Source organism: Photorhabdus sp. CRCIA-P01, from assembly GCF_003545805.1.
GTDB classification, from domain to species: Bacteria; Pseudomonadota; Gammaproteobacteria; order Enterobacterales; family Enterobacteriaceae; genus Photorhabdus; species Photorhabdus antumapuensis.
In genome coordinates, this window is the sequence record NZ_NMQR01000004.1 from 13,582 (window position 1) to 32,895 (window position 19,314).

Genomic DNA, 19,314 nt, shown 5'->3' on the forward strand with positions numbered 1-19,314 from the left:
ATCGAATAGATAAAAGGAATAGATGAAATGAAAAAGCAAATTTTGAAGACTTGTGTGGCAGCTGCACTGTGCTTGGGAGGAATGTCGCAGGCTATGGCTGATACGGTTAATGGTGCTGGTACTCTGACAGTGAACTCAACAGTGACCGCAGGGACTTGTACGTTTAAAGCAATACCTACTGTTGATCTCGTCGCTTCGACATCAGCCTTTCCTAAGGCAGTAGGCGGACTGGCAGGTGGACTAGAAGAGGTCAAGATTGAAACACAAAACTGCCCCCAGTGGAGCAATGACCAGGCCAAAGCTAAGTTGGAGGTTACAGGTGCCCCAGCAGGCACTAATTACTTTCAGCTTAAAAGCACCGCTTCTGGTACCCCTATAATCGCAGACCATGCGGTTAGTCTGACGATTAATGGTGAGCAAGTGAAATCAGGAACAGCAATTGACCTAAGCGATGCCAAATACAAAGCCGCAGTAGGCGATGATAATGCCATCATGCTTAAGGCAGGGCTGGTTAATCTTGGTACAGGTGTGGTAGCCGCAGCACAATCCAAAGCAGATCTGACCTTCAAGCTAACTTATAACTAATCAACGCCGTTAGGCATCAGGAACACATAGCCGTGGAATTGGACAGGGAGGTCCAATTCTTACTGACTCAACACCAAATCAGACACATTCAGGTGACTCAGTGAAAAGATTGATGACAGCAATGATGGTGGCCGGTCTGTTAAGCAGCGCGGTCACTGCCGCGAAAGCGGGAGGGGTGAGTATTGATGCCACCCGCATTATCTACCCGGCGGACCGCCACGCCGCCACTGCTTCACTGCGCAACAGCAGTCAGGAGGCCGTCTATCTGATGCAGGTGGCAGTCAGTGCCGACCCTGCGCAGAAGCAGAAGAAGTCCGCGCCGTTTCTGGTGACGCCGCCCCTGTTTCGTATGGCGCCCGGCAGCCAGAATCAGGTGCGCATTATCAAAACCGGTCAGGCGCTACCTGCCGACCGGGAATCCCTGTTCTGGTTTACCGCGAAGGCCATCCCGTTAAGCACCGAATCCGATAAACATTCCCGGCAGAGTGTCTCCGGCGGGATCCAGTTTGCTCTGGCCCACACGATTAAATTGATGTATCGCCCGTCAGGATTGCCGGTTTTGCCGGAGCAAGGATTTGGTTCACTGCGCTTCAAACCGACAGCCGCAGGGATAACGGTCACGAATCCGTCACCCTATTACATCACCTTCATCTCCCTGAAAGTGGGCGGACAGGAGCTGATGACGAAGCAACAGAAAGAGAACATGGTCTCGCCGTTCTCTGCTCTGGCTTTACCGCTCAAGGGGACGCATTACCCGACCAAAGTCAGCTGGACGGTGATTAATGACCTCGGCGGAGCATCATCCTATCAGGGGGAGATACCGTAATGTTAAAACCGTGGACCCTTATCAGACGGACCACCCTGGCCAGCCTGCTCTGCACCGCCCCCCTGTCCGGGGGAGCGAATCCCAACACGGCAGAACTGACGTTAGCACTAACGCTGGAGCAGCCAACCTGTGAGCTTAATGTACAGACATCCTCCACTGTGAAGTTTTCGTCCGTACCGCTCACCGAGGTGCAGAACAGTGCGGGACATATTGATTCTGTGAGCAGCAAACCCATTACGCTGGCGTTGTCAGGCTGTGCCGGGTCAGCCCGCGCGGGCCGTACCCCGGCCATTAAAATAGCCGGTTCCACGTCAGAAGGCGACCCGACGTTATTTCGGGATAAAGCCTCCACAGTGTCGGGCAATGTGGGTTTTGGTCTGCGTTATCAACCACCGGCAGGCAAATTGGGGGACTACCTGAAAAATGGCGATTATGTGGATTTGGCCTCACCGGGTAACGCGGCCAAAGACCGTCAAATCACCTTCCAGATGGACATGCGACATGAATCCGGCACAGCGACCCCCGGTAAACTGACCGCGTACATTCAATTTCAATTTGACTATCACTGAGTACCGCTCAGGTAACCGGTTTCAGGAGGCATTGTGGAAACAGGTCGGGCACTACTATTCTGGCTGGGGTTAGGCATGACCGGCACAGAACCCTGTCAGGCAGCCGGTCTCAGTCTGAATAAAACCCGGGTGATTTTTACCCAGGGGGAACGGGCGCAGACACTGACGGTGGTCAATACCACCCCGCAGGCGTGGCTGGTGCAGGTCAGGATAACGGAAAATCAGGAGAAAACCGCACCGGCGTTTGTGGTGACACCACCGCTGTTCAGGCTGGAGGCTAACAGTCAGAACAGCCTGCGTATTTTGCCCGCGTTTAACCGTCCCCCCTTTCCGATGGATCGGGAATCGCTCGGGTATGTGCGGATGAATGCCATCCCCGCGACTCAGTCAGTGACGGATGAGCCTGTTCGGGATCAGGCGTCGATGAGTGTCGGGATGCGGATCAAGTTTTTCTGGCGACCGCGTGACCTGCCGATGCTGCCGGAAGAGGCGTATGGACAGCTCCGCTTCCAGTCGCAACCCGATGGCATTAAGGCGTGCAATCCCACCCCTTATTTCCTGTCGCTGGACAGCCTCACGCTGGACGGACAGGCGCTCGATCTGAACCGCTATCCCTCCATGATAGCGCCGCAGGACTGTGTGACCTATGTCGGACAAGGGGGAAAAAAATCAGTGAGCTGGTCGATGATTAATGATTACGGCGGGGCTTCAAACCTATTTACCGCCAAAGTGGCGCGTTAAATTCGCCCGTGTTTTATCCAGAGGTGGAAAGTGAAGAGAGTCAGTAACGGGAAGGTGCGAGCCTGCGGTGGGTCAATGATTTACCCCTTCTGTTTCGCCCTGCTGCTAGGGGGCCTGTTAAAGGCGCAGGCGGCGGAGAATCAGGGGCTGTCGTTCTCCCCGATGCAGTTATCGTATGTGGCTAAAGATAGCCCAGGCGGCGTGACGCTCAGCATGACGAATCACACCGAACAAGGCTATCTGGTCCAGGGATTTGTCAGCCCGATGGACCCCGATACCGGTCGCTTTGACACCAAAACCGGGCAAGTTCCCCCTTTTGTCGTCCTGCCGCCGTTAAAGCGAGTCGAAGCCGGCGGGAAATTTTCATTCCGTATTCGCCAGCTGGGGGAGAAATTACCGCCGGATCGGGAATCAGCCTTTGTGGTCTCGCTGCGGGCTATCCCGGGTGTCGCTATACCGGACACAGGAGCGCCTGAGCGCCAAACCGGCAAGAATTCGCAGGTGCAGGTCGCCTTACAGATGAACATCCGGCTGTTTTATCGCCCTCGGGGCGTCCCCGCTCGGGATAACGCCACAGTGGCTAAACAGGTGAAATTTTCCCTTCAGGGAACGCAGTTGCGGGTAGACAATCCCACGCCCTATTTTCTGACCTTTTCGGTCCTGAAAGTGGGAACACAGCATGCGGATGACCCCACCCGTCAGGCGATAGTGCCCCCGAAAGGCCGACAAACCTATTTGTTTCAAACCCATTCGTTTACCGCCGGGACTCCGGGCCCACTGGTCTGGCGTTTTCCCGGCGACAGTCAGGATCGCCACGTCCCGTTATAAACCCGCCGCATCTGCGGACGGTATACCGGCAAAGTGACCTCAAGATTAACAGCATAAGCTTAATTAGAAGCAGAGATGAGCTATGGCAATAAACATTTTATTTCCGTCTGCGCTGCGGGCGGGTAACCAACGCGCGTCCGGTCAGCCGGGCCGTTTCCGGCCCCGTCCGGTATATGTCTGTCTGTTGTGTTCACTGACAGCGACGGCCCTGCCTGCCTCTGCGCGGGAATACTTTAATCCGGCGTTCCTAATGGGGGCTGACGGTGAACGCAGTCATGTCGATCTCTCGGCGTATGAAAACGCCGGGTATGTCGCGCCGGGACGCTATCTGGTGGATATCTACCTAAATCAGCATAAAGTGGATAACCGCGAGATTGAATTTAGGCTGGTCAACGGCCATCTGCAACCGATATTAACGGTCGCGCAGCTCGAAGAGTATGGCGTCAATGTCCGCGGATTACCGGCTTTTCAGGGAAAAGCGAACGACAGCGCCATCACGGATCTGACGAAACAGATCCCGCATGCCCGTTCAACCCTGGATTTCGCCCGTTTGCGTCTGGATCTGAGTGTCCCTCAGATTGCCATGCAGCCTCATCATTCCGGGAGGGTCGATCCGTCCCTGTGGGATAACGGCATTCCGGCCTTTTTGATGAACTACACCGTCAACGGTTCGGAAGGGCGTTATGACGGTCAGGGAAGCGGCGGCGGATCACGCTCCCGCAACCTGTTCGCCTCTTTTCGTAATGGGTTGAATCTGGGGCCGTGGCGTCTGCGCAGTACGCAAACTTACAGTTACAATCGCCAGCGCAACGAGGGGTCCGCCGGTTTGTCCCCCGCCGCGCAGACCCAATGGCAGGTGAGTAATACCTACCTGCAACGGGATATCCAGTCACTGCGTGGTGAGCTCACCGCCGGTGAAACCTATACCGGCGGGGATATTTTTGACAGTATCCCGTTGCGGGGCATGAAACTGGCTTCCGAGGAGGCCATGTTGCCTGACAGTCAGCGCGGCTTTGCCCCGGAAATAACCGGGGTGGCGAACTCCAATGCACAGGTGACGGTCTCCCAGAATGGCTATACCGTCTATCAAACCACGGTAGCGCCGGGGCCGTTTCGTCTCAACGATCTGTACACCACCGGGGGCGCGGGCGACCTGACGGTCACCATCAAAGAGGCGGATGGCAGTACCCGAGTCTCCACCCTCGCTTCTTCATCCGTCCCGGTGATGCAGCGGCCCGGCGGCATTAAATATGAGTTGACGACCGGTCAATATCACGGCGGCAACCTCACCGACGGCAGCCGTTCTCCGGTATTTGCGCTGGGCACGCTGGTTTATGGTTTGCCGCATAATATCACCCTGTACGGCGGCGGGCTGGCCGCAGGCAACTACCAGTCGGGGGTATTAGGCTCGGGCGTGTCACTGGGAGTCTTTGGTGCCCTGTCTGCCGATGTGACGTTTGCCCGCGCCCGGTTACAAGGGGTTAAGGGTCAGGCAGATAACCCGCAACAGGGCCAATCTTATCGGGTGAAATACTCCAAGAACCTGATCAGTACCGGCACCAGCATTGATCTGGCCGCCTACCGCTATTCCACTCAGCATTACTACAGTTTCAGTGATGTTAACAGCATGGGATACAGCCTGAATGAATATCAGGTGCCGTGGGCGCTTGACCGACGTCAAAGCACCTGGCAGGTGAACCTGCGTCAGACACTCGGACGCTGGGGCAGTCTTTATGCCTCCGGGACGCGCAACGATTACTGGAATGGCCGTACCGACAACAACCTGAGTCTGGGTTACAACGCCATGCTGATGGGGATCAGCTATAACCTGAGTTATAACGTTTCTCGTATAAAAGGCGAGGGCCACTGGCCGGAGAACCGCCAGCTGTCATTTAATATGCAGATCCCGCTCAGTCTTTTTGGGTCATCGTCGGCGTTACAGGGCGTTTACACCCGCTATACGGCCTCGCGCGACTCACAGGGTCACACCACTCAACAGACCGGGATCAGCGGTATGTTATGGGATAACCGCCTGAATTATAACCTCCAGCAAGGCTGGGGACACAGCGGCCAGCAAAACAGCCGGTCTTTGTCTCTGGGTTATCAGGGCAGCCAGGGCAGCGTTAATCTGGGCTACAACGACAGCGCCAATAGCCATCATTTCACCTACGGAACTTCCGGCGCCCTGCTGATCCATCCTTACGGCATGACGCTATCACGCTCACTGGGTGATGAAGCGGTGTTGGTCCGCGCGCCCGGCGCAAAAGGGGTGACGGTCAGTAACGGCAATGTGCAGACCGACTGGCGTGGCTACGCCGTACTACCGGGCGGATCGGTCTACCACAAAAACACCATCAATCTGGATCCGTCCACCCTGCCGGACGGGGTTGATATTGACCAGACCAGCAAGAACGTTTATCCGACCAAAGGGGCCGTGACACTGGCCAATTATCAGGTTCGCTTAGGCAGCCAGTTGCTGCTGACGCTGACACATCATGGCAAACCCGTGCCCTTTGGCGCCACCGCAACGCTGGCAGGGAATGCCCCTCAGGCCGGCGGCGGCATTGTCGGCGATAACGGCCGGGTTTATCTGAGCGGCATGCCTTCTGCCGGTCGCGTGAAAGTCAAATGGGGAAACGGGGCCACACAGCAATGCACCACCCGTTATCAGGTGCCGTCCGAGACCCCCGGACAATTGGTGCAGGCCGATGCCGCGTGTCTGTAAGCGTTACCGTCATATGAGCGCCATGATACGAGGGCCCGATGAGACATCACCGGTAGCACTTTTGCCTCCGGGGGACCGCTAACGTGAGGTTATCCCCGGAAGTTAAACACGCGATTTGAACAGATGAGTCATTTGGAGAGAAGAAGAATGTTAAACACTGAACGTTTGTGGAATGGTCATATAGAAAACCCCGTTCCAGCCCTCATGGGTCTGGGGGTATCACTGTTTTTTTTACTGACCGCGTTGCCGCTCCAGGCGGCAGAGACTTATCAGGACTGCGAAGCTGAACTGGTGAGTCGGGTGAGCAATGTCACCGTCACTGGCTATGCCATGATGCCGAACAACAAAAATAAGCGTAATTATTCACGGGATGAGATAGTGGGCTATACCACCAGTGGTCCCCTTGACTGGTCGACAACCTGTCGTGTTCCGACTGGAACACAGTTTATGGCCTACACAGTAGCATCGGGAACGAGCCCATTAATCTCTTCGTCGTCACCGGGTAGCGTCCGGGTAGGACGGGTTGGCGACTTTATGGTTGATATCAGGCAATCTGCCTTCTCTTGCCAGACACACGGCTCATCCGGTACCTATCGCTCAGTCAATCTGGCAGAGGGGAATGCGGGCGTTAACATTCCTTGCGTCCCGGATGCTAACGGCCTGGTTGATATCAGTGTTCGTACGGTGACCGGGGCGATTTACCCGGACAGTGACGGCAATTTCAATGCGAAGGGAAGCAGTTCCCTGTCCGTGGGCGCCATCGGCTGGACTCCCGCAGCCACATCAGGTTTTAACGGCCTGCTGAAACCCCTGTGGACCACGGTTACCCTCTCATCGGTCAGCAAGCCATCCACCTGTGCGGTTGTCCTGACGCCTTCATCGGTGGACTGGGGAACGGTGAAAAGAGCCGGTAAACAGGCGGGAGACCCACTGGCACCGGCCAGACAGATCGGGATAAACAGCACCTGTTCCGGTGATGACGGAGTATTCCAAAATTCACGTCTGCTCTACCGAATCGATGGACCCTTCGTGGCGGGCAAACCGAATGCGCTGGCCTCGTCAATAGATCAGGTCGCCTTCGCGTTCTTCGATTCTGCCAATAACCCCTTATCACTCAGTACCGGGCACCGAGGGTCAGGGGAGAACGCGAGATACGTTAAGTTCGGGGACGATAGCTATACCGCCTCAACGCAACTGTCTGTGGTACCGATTCTGTTGAAGACTGACGGTGCCGGCGGGCAAGCCAGAGCCGTCGCGGTTATTTCCGTGTGGTCGGATGTTAATTTCGTCGCACCGTCGGCTTAATTGTTGCTAATGTGTTGTTGATATTGTGTTATTGATATTGTGTTATTGCTATTGTTGCAGCGCCAATAGGCGCTGCACAAACCCGCCCTGATCGCGAAGGGAAAATCAAACAATTCCATGTAAATAGGATGATTAAGTTCATAAAACCCGAACTAGTTAGAGTCATTAAGCCAACGAATCAAACCAATGCCCCATAAATCGTCAGTAAAGCAACGACGACAATGATAGAAAAAGTCACCTTTTTCGCCAATATCACCGCTGCAACAGGCGTTTGAATTGAATCAAGATGAGGTTCGCGACTTAATGAAAACTGAGCAAGCTGACAAAGCACTTTATATTGTGAAGTTCTTAAATCACTAAGAGAAGCAACCCACGCCGGTAAAGCCCGTTCGCCATGCCCTAATAAAGCATAGGCAACGCCAGCCAGACGAGCAGGAATCCAATCCAACCAATGCAACAAGCTATCAACGCCAGATTGCGCTCGCTGAACCGGTGTACCATACTGCGCTAACCATCCCTGATAAGCCCTCAAAAAACCATATCCCATCAAAGCAACCGGACCTAATTTACCCGCTACAATCAACCAAAAAATCGGCGCCAGATAATAGCGAAAATTTATCCATAGCAGCGCATTTTGCATCTCTCGCAACATATTCTCTTTGTTGGCATCAGAAGGTAAGCCATGAATAATTGCGAGACGCGTAAGATATTTTCTCTGTTGTTCCCTGTCATCCTGATGAACAGTACAAAAATATTCACGATAATCATTCCGCAAGTGCCCTGCTCCAATGCACAACAAACAAATCAGCACCCATAAAATCAGCTCAAGAATCCCGAACATAAAATCATTTAATATTTTAATCATTAGCCATGTAATCACCATGACGGCTAACGTCATTAAAAGACTTTTCCATAACGAAAAGGATTTTATATCGGCAAACAGTGGCCCAAGACGGTGCTCCAATTGCCAATAGTCACCCATTTTAAAAACTCGTTCCCACGCTAACACTAACAACAGTATAAAGAGAGTCATTCTTTCTGCTCCTGCAACAATTGCTGATAATGTGTCCAATCGAAATAAAGTCCCAGATCAATTTTTCTTCCCGGAACAACATCATTATAGCCAGTGATATGCTCTTTTATATCTGAGTCTGCCTATAAAAAGACAATGTGTAGTACAACAAAGCCTTCATATTAAATCTAGACGACAAAACCAAGATAGTAGTTGTTCACTACACAACAGAGTAGCATGTTCAGACCATCAATATTGTTATCACCCCTGGAGCTTTTTAATGACAAAACAAAATTATAATCCAGAGCAGCGCTGTACTGTTCTGATGGCGCACTTACAGAACGATATTCCTGCCAATGTAACCCTCGCACTAAAAGAAGATTTGGGCGGAAACACAAGTTTCACCTCTGATATTACCGGCCAATTAATTCCAGCAGATAAACAAGCCACCGCAGTAATTATCACTCGGGAAGATGGCATTTTCTGTGGACAGCAATGGCTGAATGAAGTTTTTACTCAATTAGGCAACCAAATCTCCATTGAATGGTTAGTCAAAGATAGTGATGCGATTACAGCCAACCAAAAACTTTGCATATTACGAGGCCCAGCTCAGATATTACTGACCGGTGAACGCACCGCCCTTAACTTTATTCAAACTCTCTCTGGCGTTGCAACGGAAGTCAGTCGTTATGTCCACCATCTTGCCGGTCTAAAAACCCAATTACTTGACACGCGCAAAACGCTACCCGGATTACGCACAGCCCTAAAATATGCCGTACTTTGCGGCGGAGGTAATAATCACCGCCTTGGATTATTCGACGCTTTCCTTATCAAAGAAAACCATATTATTGCCAATGGCTCTATTAAACAGGTAGTAGATAAAGCTCGTTATTCTCACCCTGATGTCCTTGTTGAAATCGAAGTAGAAACTCTAGATGAACTCATCCTGGCACTAAAAGCTAATGTTGATATTATTATGCTAGATAATTTTACTATTCCAATGATGAAAGAAGCCGTCGCTATCGCATCAGGTAAAGTCACTTTAGAAGTATCTGGTAATATCACTCTGGATACTCTGCGCAGCTATGCTGAAACAGGCATCGACTTTATTTCTGTTGGAGCACTCACTAAACATATTAGAGCATTAGATCTCTCCATGCGCTTTCAGTAATTAGCAATAATGATATTGATGGTGGTGTAAATCAGCAATTGATAGCTAGCAAATTTGCGAACACCACCGTAAATATTTTTGCAAACCTTGCAACTAATAAATCTTTTTTCGAGTCAATTCCATAACCTTCATACATCCTGTTTCATTTTTTTCTTTTTCCTTCATTATCTATATCGCAATACCACAACACGGAGAAAAAATATGCGACAACAAGGATTTACTTTAATGGAGATTATGGTTGCCATTGCTATCATTTCCATCTTAAGTGCTATTGGTATTCCTAGTTATCAAGGATATATCCAGAAAGCCGCTTTAACAGATATACTACAAAATATTGTACCTTATAAATCAGGTATAGAACTTTGCAGTTTTGAAATTGAAGATTTCAATGGTTGCAATGCAGGAGCAATGTCAATTCCCAAAGAACATAACAGCAGATATATCGAAAACATTTCAGTTAAAAATGGGGAAGTTACCATTAACGGGAAACAGAGTCTTAAAAATCTCAGTGTTATATTAAAGCCGACACTAAATACACAAACAGGTGTAATTAAATGGAATATTAAATGTGAATCAACAAACAGTTCATTAAAGAGCCGTTGTCAGGAAATATTTGAATTTTAATTCATTACTCTTATACCCTATGGATTTCAAGATGCATCGCGACGGCAAGGGAACGAATCCCCGGGAGCATAGATAACTATGTGATCGGGGTGAAAGAGTGCAGCCAACAAAGAAGCAACTTGAAAGATAACGGGTATATCAATATATATTTATACAGGAAGTAACAATGAACTCACTTTCAACAGAAGAAAACACATTGATGGAAAGAGAAATTTATGATATTTGTCAACGCCACCAATCTGTTGTAATAAAAGAAGATGATAATACGATAACAATTGCCAGCAGCGAATTACCTAATGATGATTTATTATCAGCATTACGCTTTATTTCCGGACGTATTGTTAATGTAGAAATTTGGCCACTGGCAAGGATCGAATCAGTATTACATCAAAATATTTCACTGAGTCATATACCAGAGGAAGAATCCTCTCTATTACCACTTACAGCTGATATCAATACAGATGAAAATGATGCCCCTGTCATTCAACTTATTAATCAAACTTTATTAACTGCAATTCAACGGCGTGCATCCGATATTCATTTTGAACCATTCCAACAGGGTTATCGTATCCGTATCCGGGTTGATGGCGCATTACACCTCTTGTCTTCGCCATCTCATCAAATGAATGCAAGCATTGCCGCACGCCTTAAAATAATGGCGAAATTGAATATTGCTGAAAAACGGTTACCTCAAGATGGGCAATTTGATTGGTCTGACACCCGACACAACTATGCTATCCGTATGGCGACTTTGCCAATCATACACGGAGAAAAAGTTGTGCTTAGAATATTAAATACAATGCAGCAACTGTCGCTAGATCAATTAGGTATTCCTGACCCATTGTTAAATCAGCTCCGACAAAAACTCGCATTACCACAAGGAATGATTTTAGTGACGGGTCCAACAGGTAGTGGGAAAACCGTAACTTTATATAGCTGCTTACAATATCTGAATCAGAATAAAAAGAATATTTGCAGTGTAGAAGATCCCGTCGAGATCCCACTGAATGGCATTAATCAGACACAAACTAATAGCAAAATCGAGCTCAATTTTGCCAAAGTATTACGGGCACTGTTACGACAAGATCCTGATGTCATTATGGTGGGAGAAATACGTGATAGCGAAACAGCCGAGATTTCAGTAAAAGCAGCACAAACAGGTCATCTGGTTCTTTCTACATTGCATACTAATTCAACCATAGATACATTATCCCGCCTACAAAATCTGGGTATTTCAGGTTATATGGCTGCTTCTTGTATCAAATTAATTATCGCCCAACGACTTGTCAGAAAATTATGTCTTCATTGCCGTAAGCAACAAACAGAAGAAACCATTATTAATATTGAAAATAATTCTCTATTTATTAAGCAATGGCTGGCAGTTGGTTGTGAGTATTGTTTCTCCGGTTATTATGGCCGAACAGCTATTTATGAATTTTTAGAAATAACTTATGATATTCAACAAATATTATCAGAACAGAATCCTAAAAATGTGCAAAAAATCATTATGACTCAAAGAAAAGATACTTTACTTTCATCCGGTATTTTATTAGTAGAACAAGGCATCACTACATTAGAAGAAATTTATCAAGTCACAGGTCAGGAATAGTAATGAAAATTCATTATCTTTATAATTGGCAAGCAGTGAACAATAAAGGCGAAATATCAAAAGGGAAATCACTATGTGATAACCGGAAAGTTCTATATCAGCAGCTTATTCATTCTGGATTGCAACCTTATAATATAAAATGTGAAAAATTGATATTTTATCACCAACAACAAATTGCCTACCGTCTGAATTTCATTCGTCAATTGGCAACACTATTATCATCAGGAATGCCATTACTAAATTGCCTCAACATTCTTATTCGCGAATGTAGTCATCCATTATGGCACTGTGTATTATTAGATATTAGCAAGAAAATTACCCGTGGAGAATCATTTTCCTCCTCATTAAAAAATTATCCATTTCTATTCCCACCTTTATTTTGTCAACTTATTGCTGTTGGTGAATTAACCGGGCAATTAGAAGTCTGCTGTCAATTATTGGTTAAACAACAGGAGCAACAAGATAAACTACAGAAGAAAATAGCAAAAGCACTGCGTTATCCTCTGATTATTATCGTTGTTGCCAGCATCATTATTTTATTGATGCTTATTTTTGTTTTACCTGAATTTGAACATATTTATCATTCATTTGACGCACAACTTCCTCTGCTCACCCGCAGTTTATTAATCACTTCCAATTGGCTGATTCAATATGGTAGCTATGGTGTTATTGGATTAATTATACTGTTTCTATTTTATCTACAATTACGTCAGCGCCATACAATATGGATTACTCGTGAAAAAAATCTAATGTTACGTTTACCCGTTATTGCAAAATTAATTAGTTGTCAGCAATTAGGGCAACTTTTCCATATTCTGTTTATGACACAAAAAGCCGGCCTGACACTCACCGCCGGGTTAGACAGTGCTATTGCATCAATAAATCATCCGGTATTTCTGCAAGCAACTAAATTCTTACGAGCTCAAATTAATCAAGGGGTGCCAATGAGCGAAACACTGAAACAACAATCTTGTTTTCCTGCTCTGTGTCAACAGTTTGTCAGTGTTGGTGAAGAATCTGGCAATCTGGAACTGTTATTAGGAAATCTCGCTAATTGGTACCAACAACAAGCATTGGAGATTTCTGATAATATGACCCAGTTACTAGAACCAATACTTATAGTCATAATAGCGATTATTGTCGGTACGCTATTGCTCGCAATGTATTTACCCATTTTTCAGCTAGGTACGATACTCACCTAAAGTAAAAATGATTCCATAGCTTTGTCTCTAGGTCATCTGCCTCCTTTCGGTTACAATCCCGAAATATTCTCAAGTAATATTAAGGGATAGGATGACTTATATTATTGCACTCACAGGTGGGATTGGCAGCGGTAAAACCACTATCGCTAATGCTTTTACAGCGCTTGGTGTTCCTCTTGTTGATGCAGATATTATTGCCAGAGAAGTCGTTGCTCCTGGAACGCCTGCTCTACAAGCCATCATAGAACACTTTGGTCATGACATATTGATACCCGATGGCAGCCTTAACCGAGCACTGTTACGCCAGAAAATATTCACAAATAAACAAGAAAAACAGTGGATTAACCAACTTCTTCACCCTCTAATACATCAAGAAACCCAACGGCAATTGAAACAGATAACCGCACCTTATGTTATTTGGGTTATTCCATTATTAGTCGAAAATAATTTAAGGCATCTGGCAGATCGGATTCTAGTTGTTGACGTTTCACCTGAATTACAAATCAGCCGGGTCGCCGCTCGTGATGGTATTAGCTACCAACAGGTTGAAAATATTTTGACTGCACAGGCATCCCGTAGCGAGAAGCTGGCTTATGCCGATGACATTATCTCAAATCATGATAACGTACAGGCAATTGCTCCTCGTGTTGCCGAACTACATCAACAATATTTAAGATTAGCTGGATCAGCCAGACAGGATAATCATGATGAGTGAAACAACTTCTACAATCATTTTTGAACACCCACTGAATGAAAAAATGCGAGCATGGTTGAGAATTGAATCTTCTCTGCAACAACTCACCAGTCAACGCCATTTAGACTCACTGGCAAGCAGCCTCGCCTTCTTCCGCACAATTACTGAGCTACTTGAGGTGCTAGAACGAGGGGAAGTACGTTCAGAATTGCTAAAAGAATTAGAACGTCAACAGGCAAAATTAAAACAATGGGCTAAAATACCCGATGTTGATATTAATATCGTCAATAGTTTCAGATTAAAATTAAAAGAGCGAACTATTGCATTAAGTAAAGCACCACGACTGGGGCAATCCCTTAAAGAAGATAAAATTATCAGCCTGGTACGCCAGCGTCTTAGTATTCCCAGTGGTTGTTGTGGTTTTGATCTACCCACCCTACACCTATGGCTTCACTTACCACAATCAGAAAGAGATAAAATGGTCGCATTCTGGATTGATAGTTTGCTACCTCTCCAACAAGCCCTGGAAAGTATTTTAGAACTCATCCGCCAATCTGCTATTTTTCGTTCAGAAATCAGTAAAAACGGTTTCCATCAGAATACAGCAGAAGGCGCAGATTTACTGAGATTACGTTTGCCATTAACACCTTTATTGTTTCCTCAAATTTCCGGTCATAAGACCCGCTTTGCTATCCGTTTTTTACCATTGGATAGTGAAAAAGGCTCCGTGCCTGCTCATTTACCCTTTGAATTGGCATGCTGCTAATATTACGAACTAATTATCAGGAAAATTATTATGTCTGAATTACTCACGATTGAATGTCCAACATGTGGTAAGACTGTGGTTTGGGGAGAAATAAGCCCATATCGCCCATTTTGCAGTAAACGCTGTCAATTAATTGATTTAGGCCAATGGGCAAATGAAGAGAAACGGATACCAAGCCAAAGTGAAAACTCCGATAGTGATGACTGGAGTGGACAACCTGAGCAATAATAAATAGCCGCGTTATTAATAATGCGGCTATTGACAATTCAAACGGTAAGTAATGCAACAATGCTGTGATTAGCAGGAGGGAATTCATCAGCAATTAAATCTTTCTGTAATACCCACCGAGAAAGTTGCCCTTCTTTACCGAAAGGTTCATTTTCCCATTCATCCACCAAGAAGAAATACAGGGTAATCAACCTGTCAGGAAAATCATGTTCAACCGTTTTTACCAGCTCATAATGAGTAACTGTAATACCAATTTCTTCCTGTAACTCACGTATTAAAGCCTGTTCAGGCGTTTCTTCTTTCTCAACTTTCCCGCCAGGGAATTCCCAGAAACCACCCATATGGGCATCAGCATGACGCTGAGTAATAAAAATTTCATGTTGCGTATTTCTGATAATCCCAGCGGCTATATGCAGGTGTTTCTTTTCCATATTACTCTTACTTCTTCATCTATTCTTTTTGATTGCTCAACAACCAAATGTTATACCCAACGTTGCTCACTTAAAACTAACAGTAAAAAGGCGGTTTCCCGCCTTTTCATCGTTACTGCAAACGCCCGTGGCAATGTTTATATTTTTTACCCGATCCACAAGGACAAGGATCATTACGGCCTACTTTACGAGCTCCACTGGCAATCTGAGCTTCTGTTGTAGACATCAATGCGCCCTTTTCAACCTCATGGCTTAATTGCTGCTGCCTTGCCAAACGTTCAGCTTCCGCCCGGCGCTGTTGCTCCAATGCCTCTACTTCTTCCGGCAATCTCACTTGAACTTTGCTCAATGTACTAATCACTTCATATTTCAGCGATTCCAGCATGGTTGCAAACATAGCAAAAGATTCACGTTTATATTCCTGTTTCGGATCTTTCTGAGCATAACCACGTAGATGGATACCCTGACGTAAGTAATCCATTGCTGCCAGATGCTCTTTCCACAACATATCCAGAGTCTGCAACATGATACCTTTTTCGAAATTACGCATCATTTCAATGCCAACAATCTCTTCTTTACGTTTATAGACTTCAACAGCCTGTTCAAGGATACGCTCACGCAACGTCTCTTCATGTAGTTCAGGCTCTTTGTCCAACCACTCTTTGATCGGTAGCTCCAAATCAAAATCAGCCATTAAACGCTGCTGCAAGCCTTCTACATCCCACATCTCTTCCAAAGATTGAGGCGGAATATAAGCATCAATAGTTGCTTTAAATACATCTTCACGAATACTGCTAATAGTTTCACTAACATCACTGACATCCAGCAAGTCGTTACGCTGAGCATAAATAGCACGGCGCTGATCGTTAGCAACATCATCGTATTCCAGCAATTGCTTACGTATATCGAAGTTACGGCTTTCTACTTTACGTTGAGCATTGGCAATGGCTTTGGTTACCCACGGATGTTCAATCGCCTCACCCGGTTTCATACCCAGTTTACGCATCATGCCCGTGACACGATCAGAGGCAAAAATACGCATCAGTGAATCTTCCATTGACAAATAGAAACGAGATGAGCCGGCATCCCCCTGACGACCAGAACGCCCACGTAACTGATTATCGATACGACGGGACTCATGACGCTCGGTACCAATGATGTGCAAACCACCCGCCGCTAGAACGATATCATGGCGCTCCTGCCATGCAATTTTAATCTCTTCAATCTGAGCATCTGTTGGTTCCGGCAATTTAGCAATTTCAGCCTGCCAGCTACCACCCAGCACAATATCTGTACCACGACCAGCCATGTTAGTCGCAATAGTTACCGCACTCGCCTGACCCGCCTGAGCAATGATATCCGCTTCCATTGCATGGAATTTAGCGTTAAGCACGCTGTGCTCAATACTTGCTTTAGTCAGCTCACGGGAAATCAGTTCAGATTTTTCAATAGAAATCGTTCCCACCAATACTGGCTGTCCCTTACTGGTACGTTCGCGGATATCCTCAATGATAGCTTCAATTTTTTCAGCTTCGGTCATATAAACCAGATCCGGCAAATCACTGCGGATCATTGGGCGGTTTGTCGGCACCACAATGGTATCGAGTTTATAAATGGAGCTGAACTCAAATGCTTCTGTATCAGCCGTACCGGTCATACCAGCCAGTTTTTCATACAACCGGAAGTAGTTTTGGAAAGTAATCGAAGCCAGAGTTTGGTTTTCATTCTGAATTTCCACACCTTCTTTAGCTTCGACAGCCTGATGCAACCCATCAGACCAGCGACGCCCCTGCATAGTACGGCCAGTATGTTCGTCGACAATAATGACTTCACCCTCTTTCACGATATAGTCAACATCACGGGTAAACAGCGCATGGGCACGCAGGGCAGCAGTAACATGGTGCATTAACATGATATTGGTTGGTGAATATAGGGATTCACCTTCTTCCATCAATTTGGTTTCCGCCAGTAATTGTTCAATCAAAACCAAACCGCGTTCCGTCAAGTTAACCTGGCGGGACTTTTCATCGACAGAAAAGTGGCCTTCTCCCTGGAAAGTCTCTGAATCCTCTTTTTCCTGACGAATCAATTTAGGGATCAACTTATTGACTTTGATATAAAGTTCAGAGCTATCTTCAGCGGGGCCAGAAATAATCAATGGCGTCCGCGCTTCGTCAATCAGAATGGAGTCAACCTCATCCACCAGCGCATAATGCAGTTTACGCTGAACACGCTCTTCCGGGCTAAATGCCATGTTGTCACGAAGATAGTCAAAGCCATATTCGTTGTTAGTGCCGTAGGTAATATCCGCCGCATATGCTTCGCGTTTAGCGGGTGCAGGCATACCTGGCAGGTTGATGCCCACACTCAACCCCAGAAATTCAAATAATGGACGGTTATTTTCAGCGTCACGCTGTGCCAGATAATCATTCACTGTGACTACGTGAACACCGCGCCCAGTTAGCGCATTCAAATAAGCAGGCAAAGTCGCTGTGAGCGTTTTACCTTCACCGGTACGCATCTCAGCAATACAACGCTCATTCAGAACCATACCACCCAGTAACTGAACGTCAAAATGACGCATAGCAAACACACGCTTACTCGCTTCACGTACTGTTGCAAATGCTTCTGGCAACAAATTCTCCAGCGATTCACCTTTTTCCAAACGAGCACGGAATTCGACTGTTTTACCCTTCAATTCTTCATCAGACAATTTTTCAAATTCGGGTTCCATGCGGTTGATGACATCAACAACTTTACGCATGCGACGCAGTGTACGATCATTACGACTACCAAAAACCTTAGTTAATAATTTAATCAGCATAGTTAATTACATCTCAGATAAGGCCGTTATCTCGCAGCCAGCAAATAGTTATTTATTTCGGAATTTGTAAAAAAAGAAGATTCAGAGGTAAGCGGCAGGGCCTGCACGAATACCTTGAGCTTTGGCAATCCAAAACACTTGGGAATGAGAAGATTGTGGTGCAACAGTCAGAAACTGTATATCTGAAACCGGCTCAGGTGGCTCAGGCTCTCTAATTAACAATGCATTCAGTGTTTCCAACACAAGCTGCTGAATACTGGAAGAGCTTAACCGGGTACTTTGTTTTGCTGTTTCATTACTCGTAGGCTGGGAAACAGAAAAAGCAAAAGAAAGCTGCCGGATAACATTGCGCACAGCATGTTGTTGCCAGTAATTAACACCATTGGCAGGCTGACGTTGAACATTTTGCAATGAAAATAAGTTATCAAAAACCGATAAAGCCTGATTTTGCCAACTCTGGCTGGATGACGTATTAGCTTGTGGAATATTATCCGTAACACCAGCAAAAACGGTAGGAACGCCAATACTTGCCGCAACCACCCCTAATAACAGATGTGACCAGAAATAACGTCTGCCAAATTGTCGCCAAAGATTTAGAATACCCATTAATCCTTCATCATATCGGAGCTATTTTTACTATGCGCGATAGCCGCCCACAATCATTAGATGTTCTTTTTGAAGACGCCGCTGCCGTTGAGAAAAACCCGCTACATGTTATCCAGCAACGTGCCGTCGCTTTGTTAAAACTTAACCGTGCCGTTACCAGCCTACTTCCCGCACAGTTACATCCGTGGTGCCGGGTCGCCAATTATCGCAAACAAATTCTAGTACTGGAAGCAGGAAACGCCAGTTGGATGACCAGATTACGTTACGAGCTGCCAACGTTACTCTCTGCGTTAAGAAGCGAAATTCTACCATCATTGTCTTCCATCGACATCAGGATTAATCCATCACTAATGATTAAGCATAACAATAGTGCGCAGAGCTTCGCAAAAACAACGAGTGACAATCACAAAACCTTACCGATACGTCAGTTAAGTCAGGAAAGTGCCAAGGAACTAATTATATTAGCGAATCGTAGTCCTAAGAAGCTGAAGGAAAGATTAGAACGATTAGCTGCACTGGCCGGAGAGAGTGCCAGCACAGCTAAGAAGAAATGCTAACGCTGAGTAAA

At 46.6% G+C, this 19,314-nt stretch carries 19 protein-coding genes; 15 read left to right on the top strand and 4 right to left on the bottom strand.

From position 1 onward, the window contains the following. Positions 1-54 precede the first annotated feature (54 nt). From D3222_RS03760 to D3222_RS03790, 7 genes are all read left to right on the top strand, one after another. The gene (locus D3222_RS03760; protein ID WP_157975287.1) at positions 55-585 is read left to right on the top strand and encodes a fimbrial protein; all 531 of its coding nucleotides are present in this window, start codon (positions 55-57) and stop codon (positions 583-585) included. 100 nt (positions 586-685) lie between these two features. Then, positions 686-1,411: a fimbrial biogenesis chaperone gene (locus D3222_RS03765; RefSeq protein WP_118984938.1), complete on the top strand. Its 726-nt coding sequence runs from the start codon at positions 686-688 to the stop codon at positions 1,409-1,411. Continuing rightward, the gene (locus D3222_RS03770) at positions 1,411-1,980 is read left to right on the top strand and encodes a fimbrial protein (protein WP_118984939.1); all 570 of its coding nucleotides are present in this window, start codon (positions 1,411-1,413) and stop codon (positions 1,978-1,980) included. The genes D3222_RS03765 and D3222_RS03770 overlap by 1 nt, the downstream gene beginning before the upstream one ends. Positions 1,981-2,055: 75 nt before the next feature. Next, a complete protein-coding gene (locus D3222_RS03775; RefSeq protein ID WP_118985125.1) occupies positions 2,056-2,721 on the top strand; it encodes a fimbrial biogenesis chaperone in 666 nt (221 codons plus the stop codon). Between the two features lie 75 nt (positions 2,722-2,796). Further along, positions 2,797-3,549 (top strand): fimbrial biogenesis chaperone, encoded by a 753-nt coding sequence (locus tag D3222_RS03780; protein WP_232832391.1) that lies wholly within the window; start codon positions 2,797-2,799, stop codon positions 3,547-3,549. 82 nt (positions 3,550-3,631) lie between these two features. Beyond that, a complete protein-coding gene (locus tag D3222_RS03785; protein WP_118984941.1) occupies positions 3,632-6,274 on the top strand; it encodes a fimbria/pilus outer membrane usher protein in 2,643 nt (880 codons plus the stop codon). Between the two features lie 147 nt (positions 6,275-6,421). Continuing rightward, positions 6,422-7,579: a hypothetical protein gene (locus D3222_RS03790; RefSeq protein WP_118984942.1), complete on the top strand. Its 1,158-nt coding sequence runs from the start codon at positions 6,422-6,424 to the stop codon at positions 7,577-7,579. A 178-nt stretch (positions 7,580-7,757) separates the two neighbouring features. Here the strand turns inward: D3222_RS03790 and ampE are convergent, their stop codons facing one another. Continuing rightward, complete coding sequence (gene ampE, locus D3222_RS03795) at positions 7,758-8,612, bottom strand: beta-lactamase regulator AmpE (protein ID WP_118984943.1); 855 nt, start codon at positions 8,610-8,612, stop codon at positions 7,758-7,760. A 259-nt stretch (positions 8,613-8,871) separates the two neighbouring features. On the opposite strand from ampE, the gene nadC reads away from it, so the two are divergent. The 7 genes from nadC to yacG all read left to right on the top strand — a co-directional run bounded on the left by nadC (position 8,872) and on the right by yacG (position 14,885). Beyond that, the gene (nadC, locus tag D3222_RS03800) at positions 8,872-9,762 is read left to right on the top strand and encodes a carboxylating nicotinate-nucleotide diphosphorylase (protein WP_118984944.1); all 891 of its coding nucleotides are present in this window, start codon (positions 8,872-8,874) and stop codon (positions 9,760-9,762) included. 201 nt (positions 9,763-9,963) lie between these two features. Continuing rightward, on the top strand, positions 9,964-10,386 hold the full coding sequence (gene ppdD, locus D3222_RS03805; RefSeq protein WP_118984945.1) for a prepilin peptidase-dependent pilin: 423 nt from the start codon (positions 9,964-9,966) through the stop codon (positions 10,384-10,386). A 166-nt stretch (positions 10,387-10,552) separates the two neighbouring features. Continuing rightward, the gene (gene gspE, locus D3222_RS03810) at positions 10,553-11,995 is read left to right on the top strand and encodes a type II secretion system protein GspE (RefSeq protein ID WP_118984946.1); all 1,443 of its coding nucleotides are present in this window, start codon (positions 10,553-10,555) and stop codon (positions 11,993-11,995) included. A 2-nt stretch (positions 11,996-11,997) separates the two neighbouring features. Next, a complete protein-coding gene (hofC, locus tag D3222_RS03815; RefSeq protein ID WP_118984947.1) occupies positions 11,998-13,197 on the top strand; it encodes a protein transport protein HofC in 1,200 nt (399 codons plus the stop codon). 91 nt (positions 13,198-13,288) lie between these two features. Further along, positions 13,289-13,912, top strand: a complete 624-nt coding sequence (gene coaE / locus D3222_RS03820; protein ID WP_118984948.1) for a dephospho-CoA kinase — start codon at positions 13,289-13,291, stop codon at positions 13,910-13,912. After that, the gene (gene zapD, locus D3222_RS03825; protein ID WP_118984949.1) at positions 13,905-14,657 is read left to right on the top strand and encodes a cell division protein ZapD; all 753 of its coding nucleotides are present in this window, start codon (positions 13,905-13,907) and stop codon (positions 14,655-14,657) included. Before coaE ends, zapD begins: the two co-directional genes overlap by 8 nt. Before the next feature lie 30 nt (positions 14,658-14,687). Then, positions 14,688-14,885, top strand: a complete 198-nt coding sequence (gene yacG, locus D3222_RS03830; RefSeq protein WP_011147806.1) for a DNA gyrase inhibitor YacG — start codon at positions 14,688-14,690, stop codon at positions 14,883-14,885. Positions 14,886-14,923: 38 nt separating this feature from the next. Here the strand turns inward: yacG and mutT are convergent, their stop codons facing one another. The 3 genes from mutT to secM form a co-directional block, all read right to left on the bottom strand. Beyond that, entirely contained in the window at positions 14,924-15,316 is a 393-nt protein-coding gene (mutT, locus tag D3222_RS03835; RefSeq protein ID WP_118984950.1) for an 8-oxo-dGTP diphosphatase MutT, read from the bottom strand. Between the two features lie 112 nt (positions 15,317-15,428). Next, positions 15,429-18,140, bottom strand: coding sequence for a preprotein translocase subunit SecA (gene secA, locus D3222_RS03840; RefSeq protein ID WP_118984951.1), 2,712 nt, complete (start codon positions 18,138-18,140; stop codon positions 15,429-15,431). 81 nt (positions 18,141-18,221) lie between these two features. Beyond that, positions 18,222-18,746, bottom strand: a complete 525-nt coding sequence (secM, locus tag D3222_RS03845) for a secA translation cis-regulator SecM (protein WP_118984952.1) — start codon at positions 18,744-18,746, stop codon at positions 18,222-18,224. 32 nt (positions 18,747-18,778) lie between these two features. Between secM and D3222_RS03850 the strand changes: the two genes are divergently transcribed. Next, the gene (locus D3222_RS03850) at positions 18,779-19,303 is read left to right on the top strand and encodes a DUF721 domain-containing protein (protein ID WP_118984953.1); all 525 of its coding nucleotides are present in this window, start codon (positions 18,779-18,781) and stop codon (positions 19,301-19,303) included. The last annotated feature ends 11 nt before the right edge of the window (positions 19,304-19,314 follow it).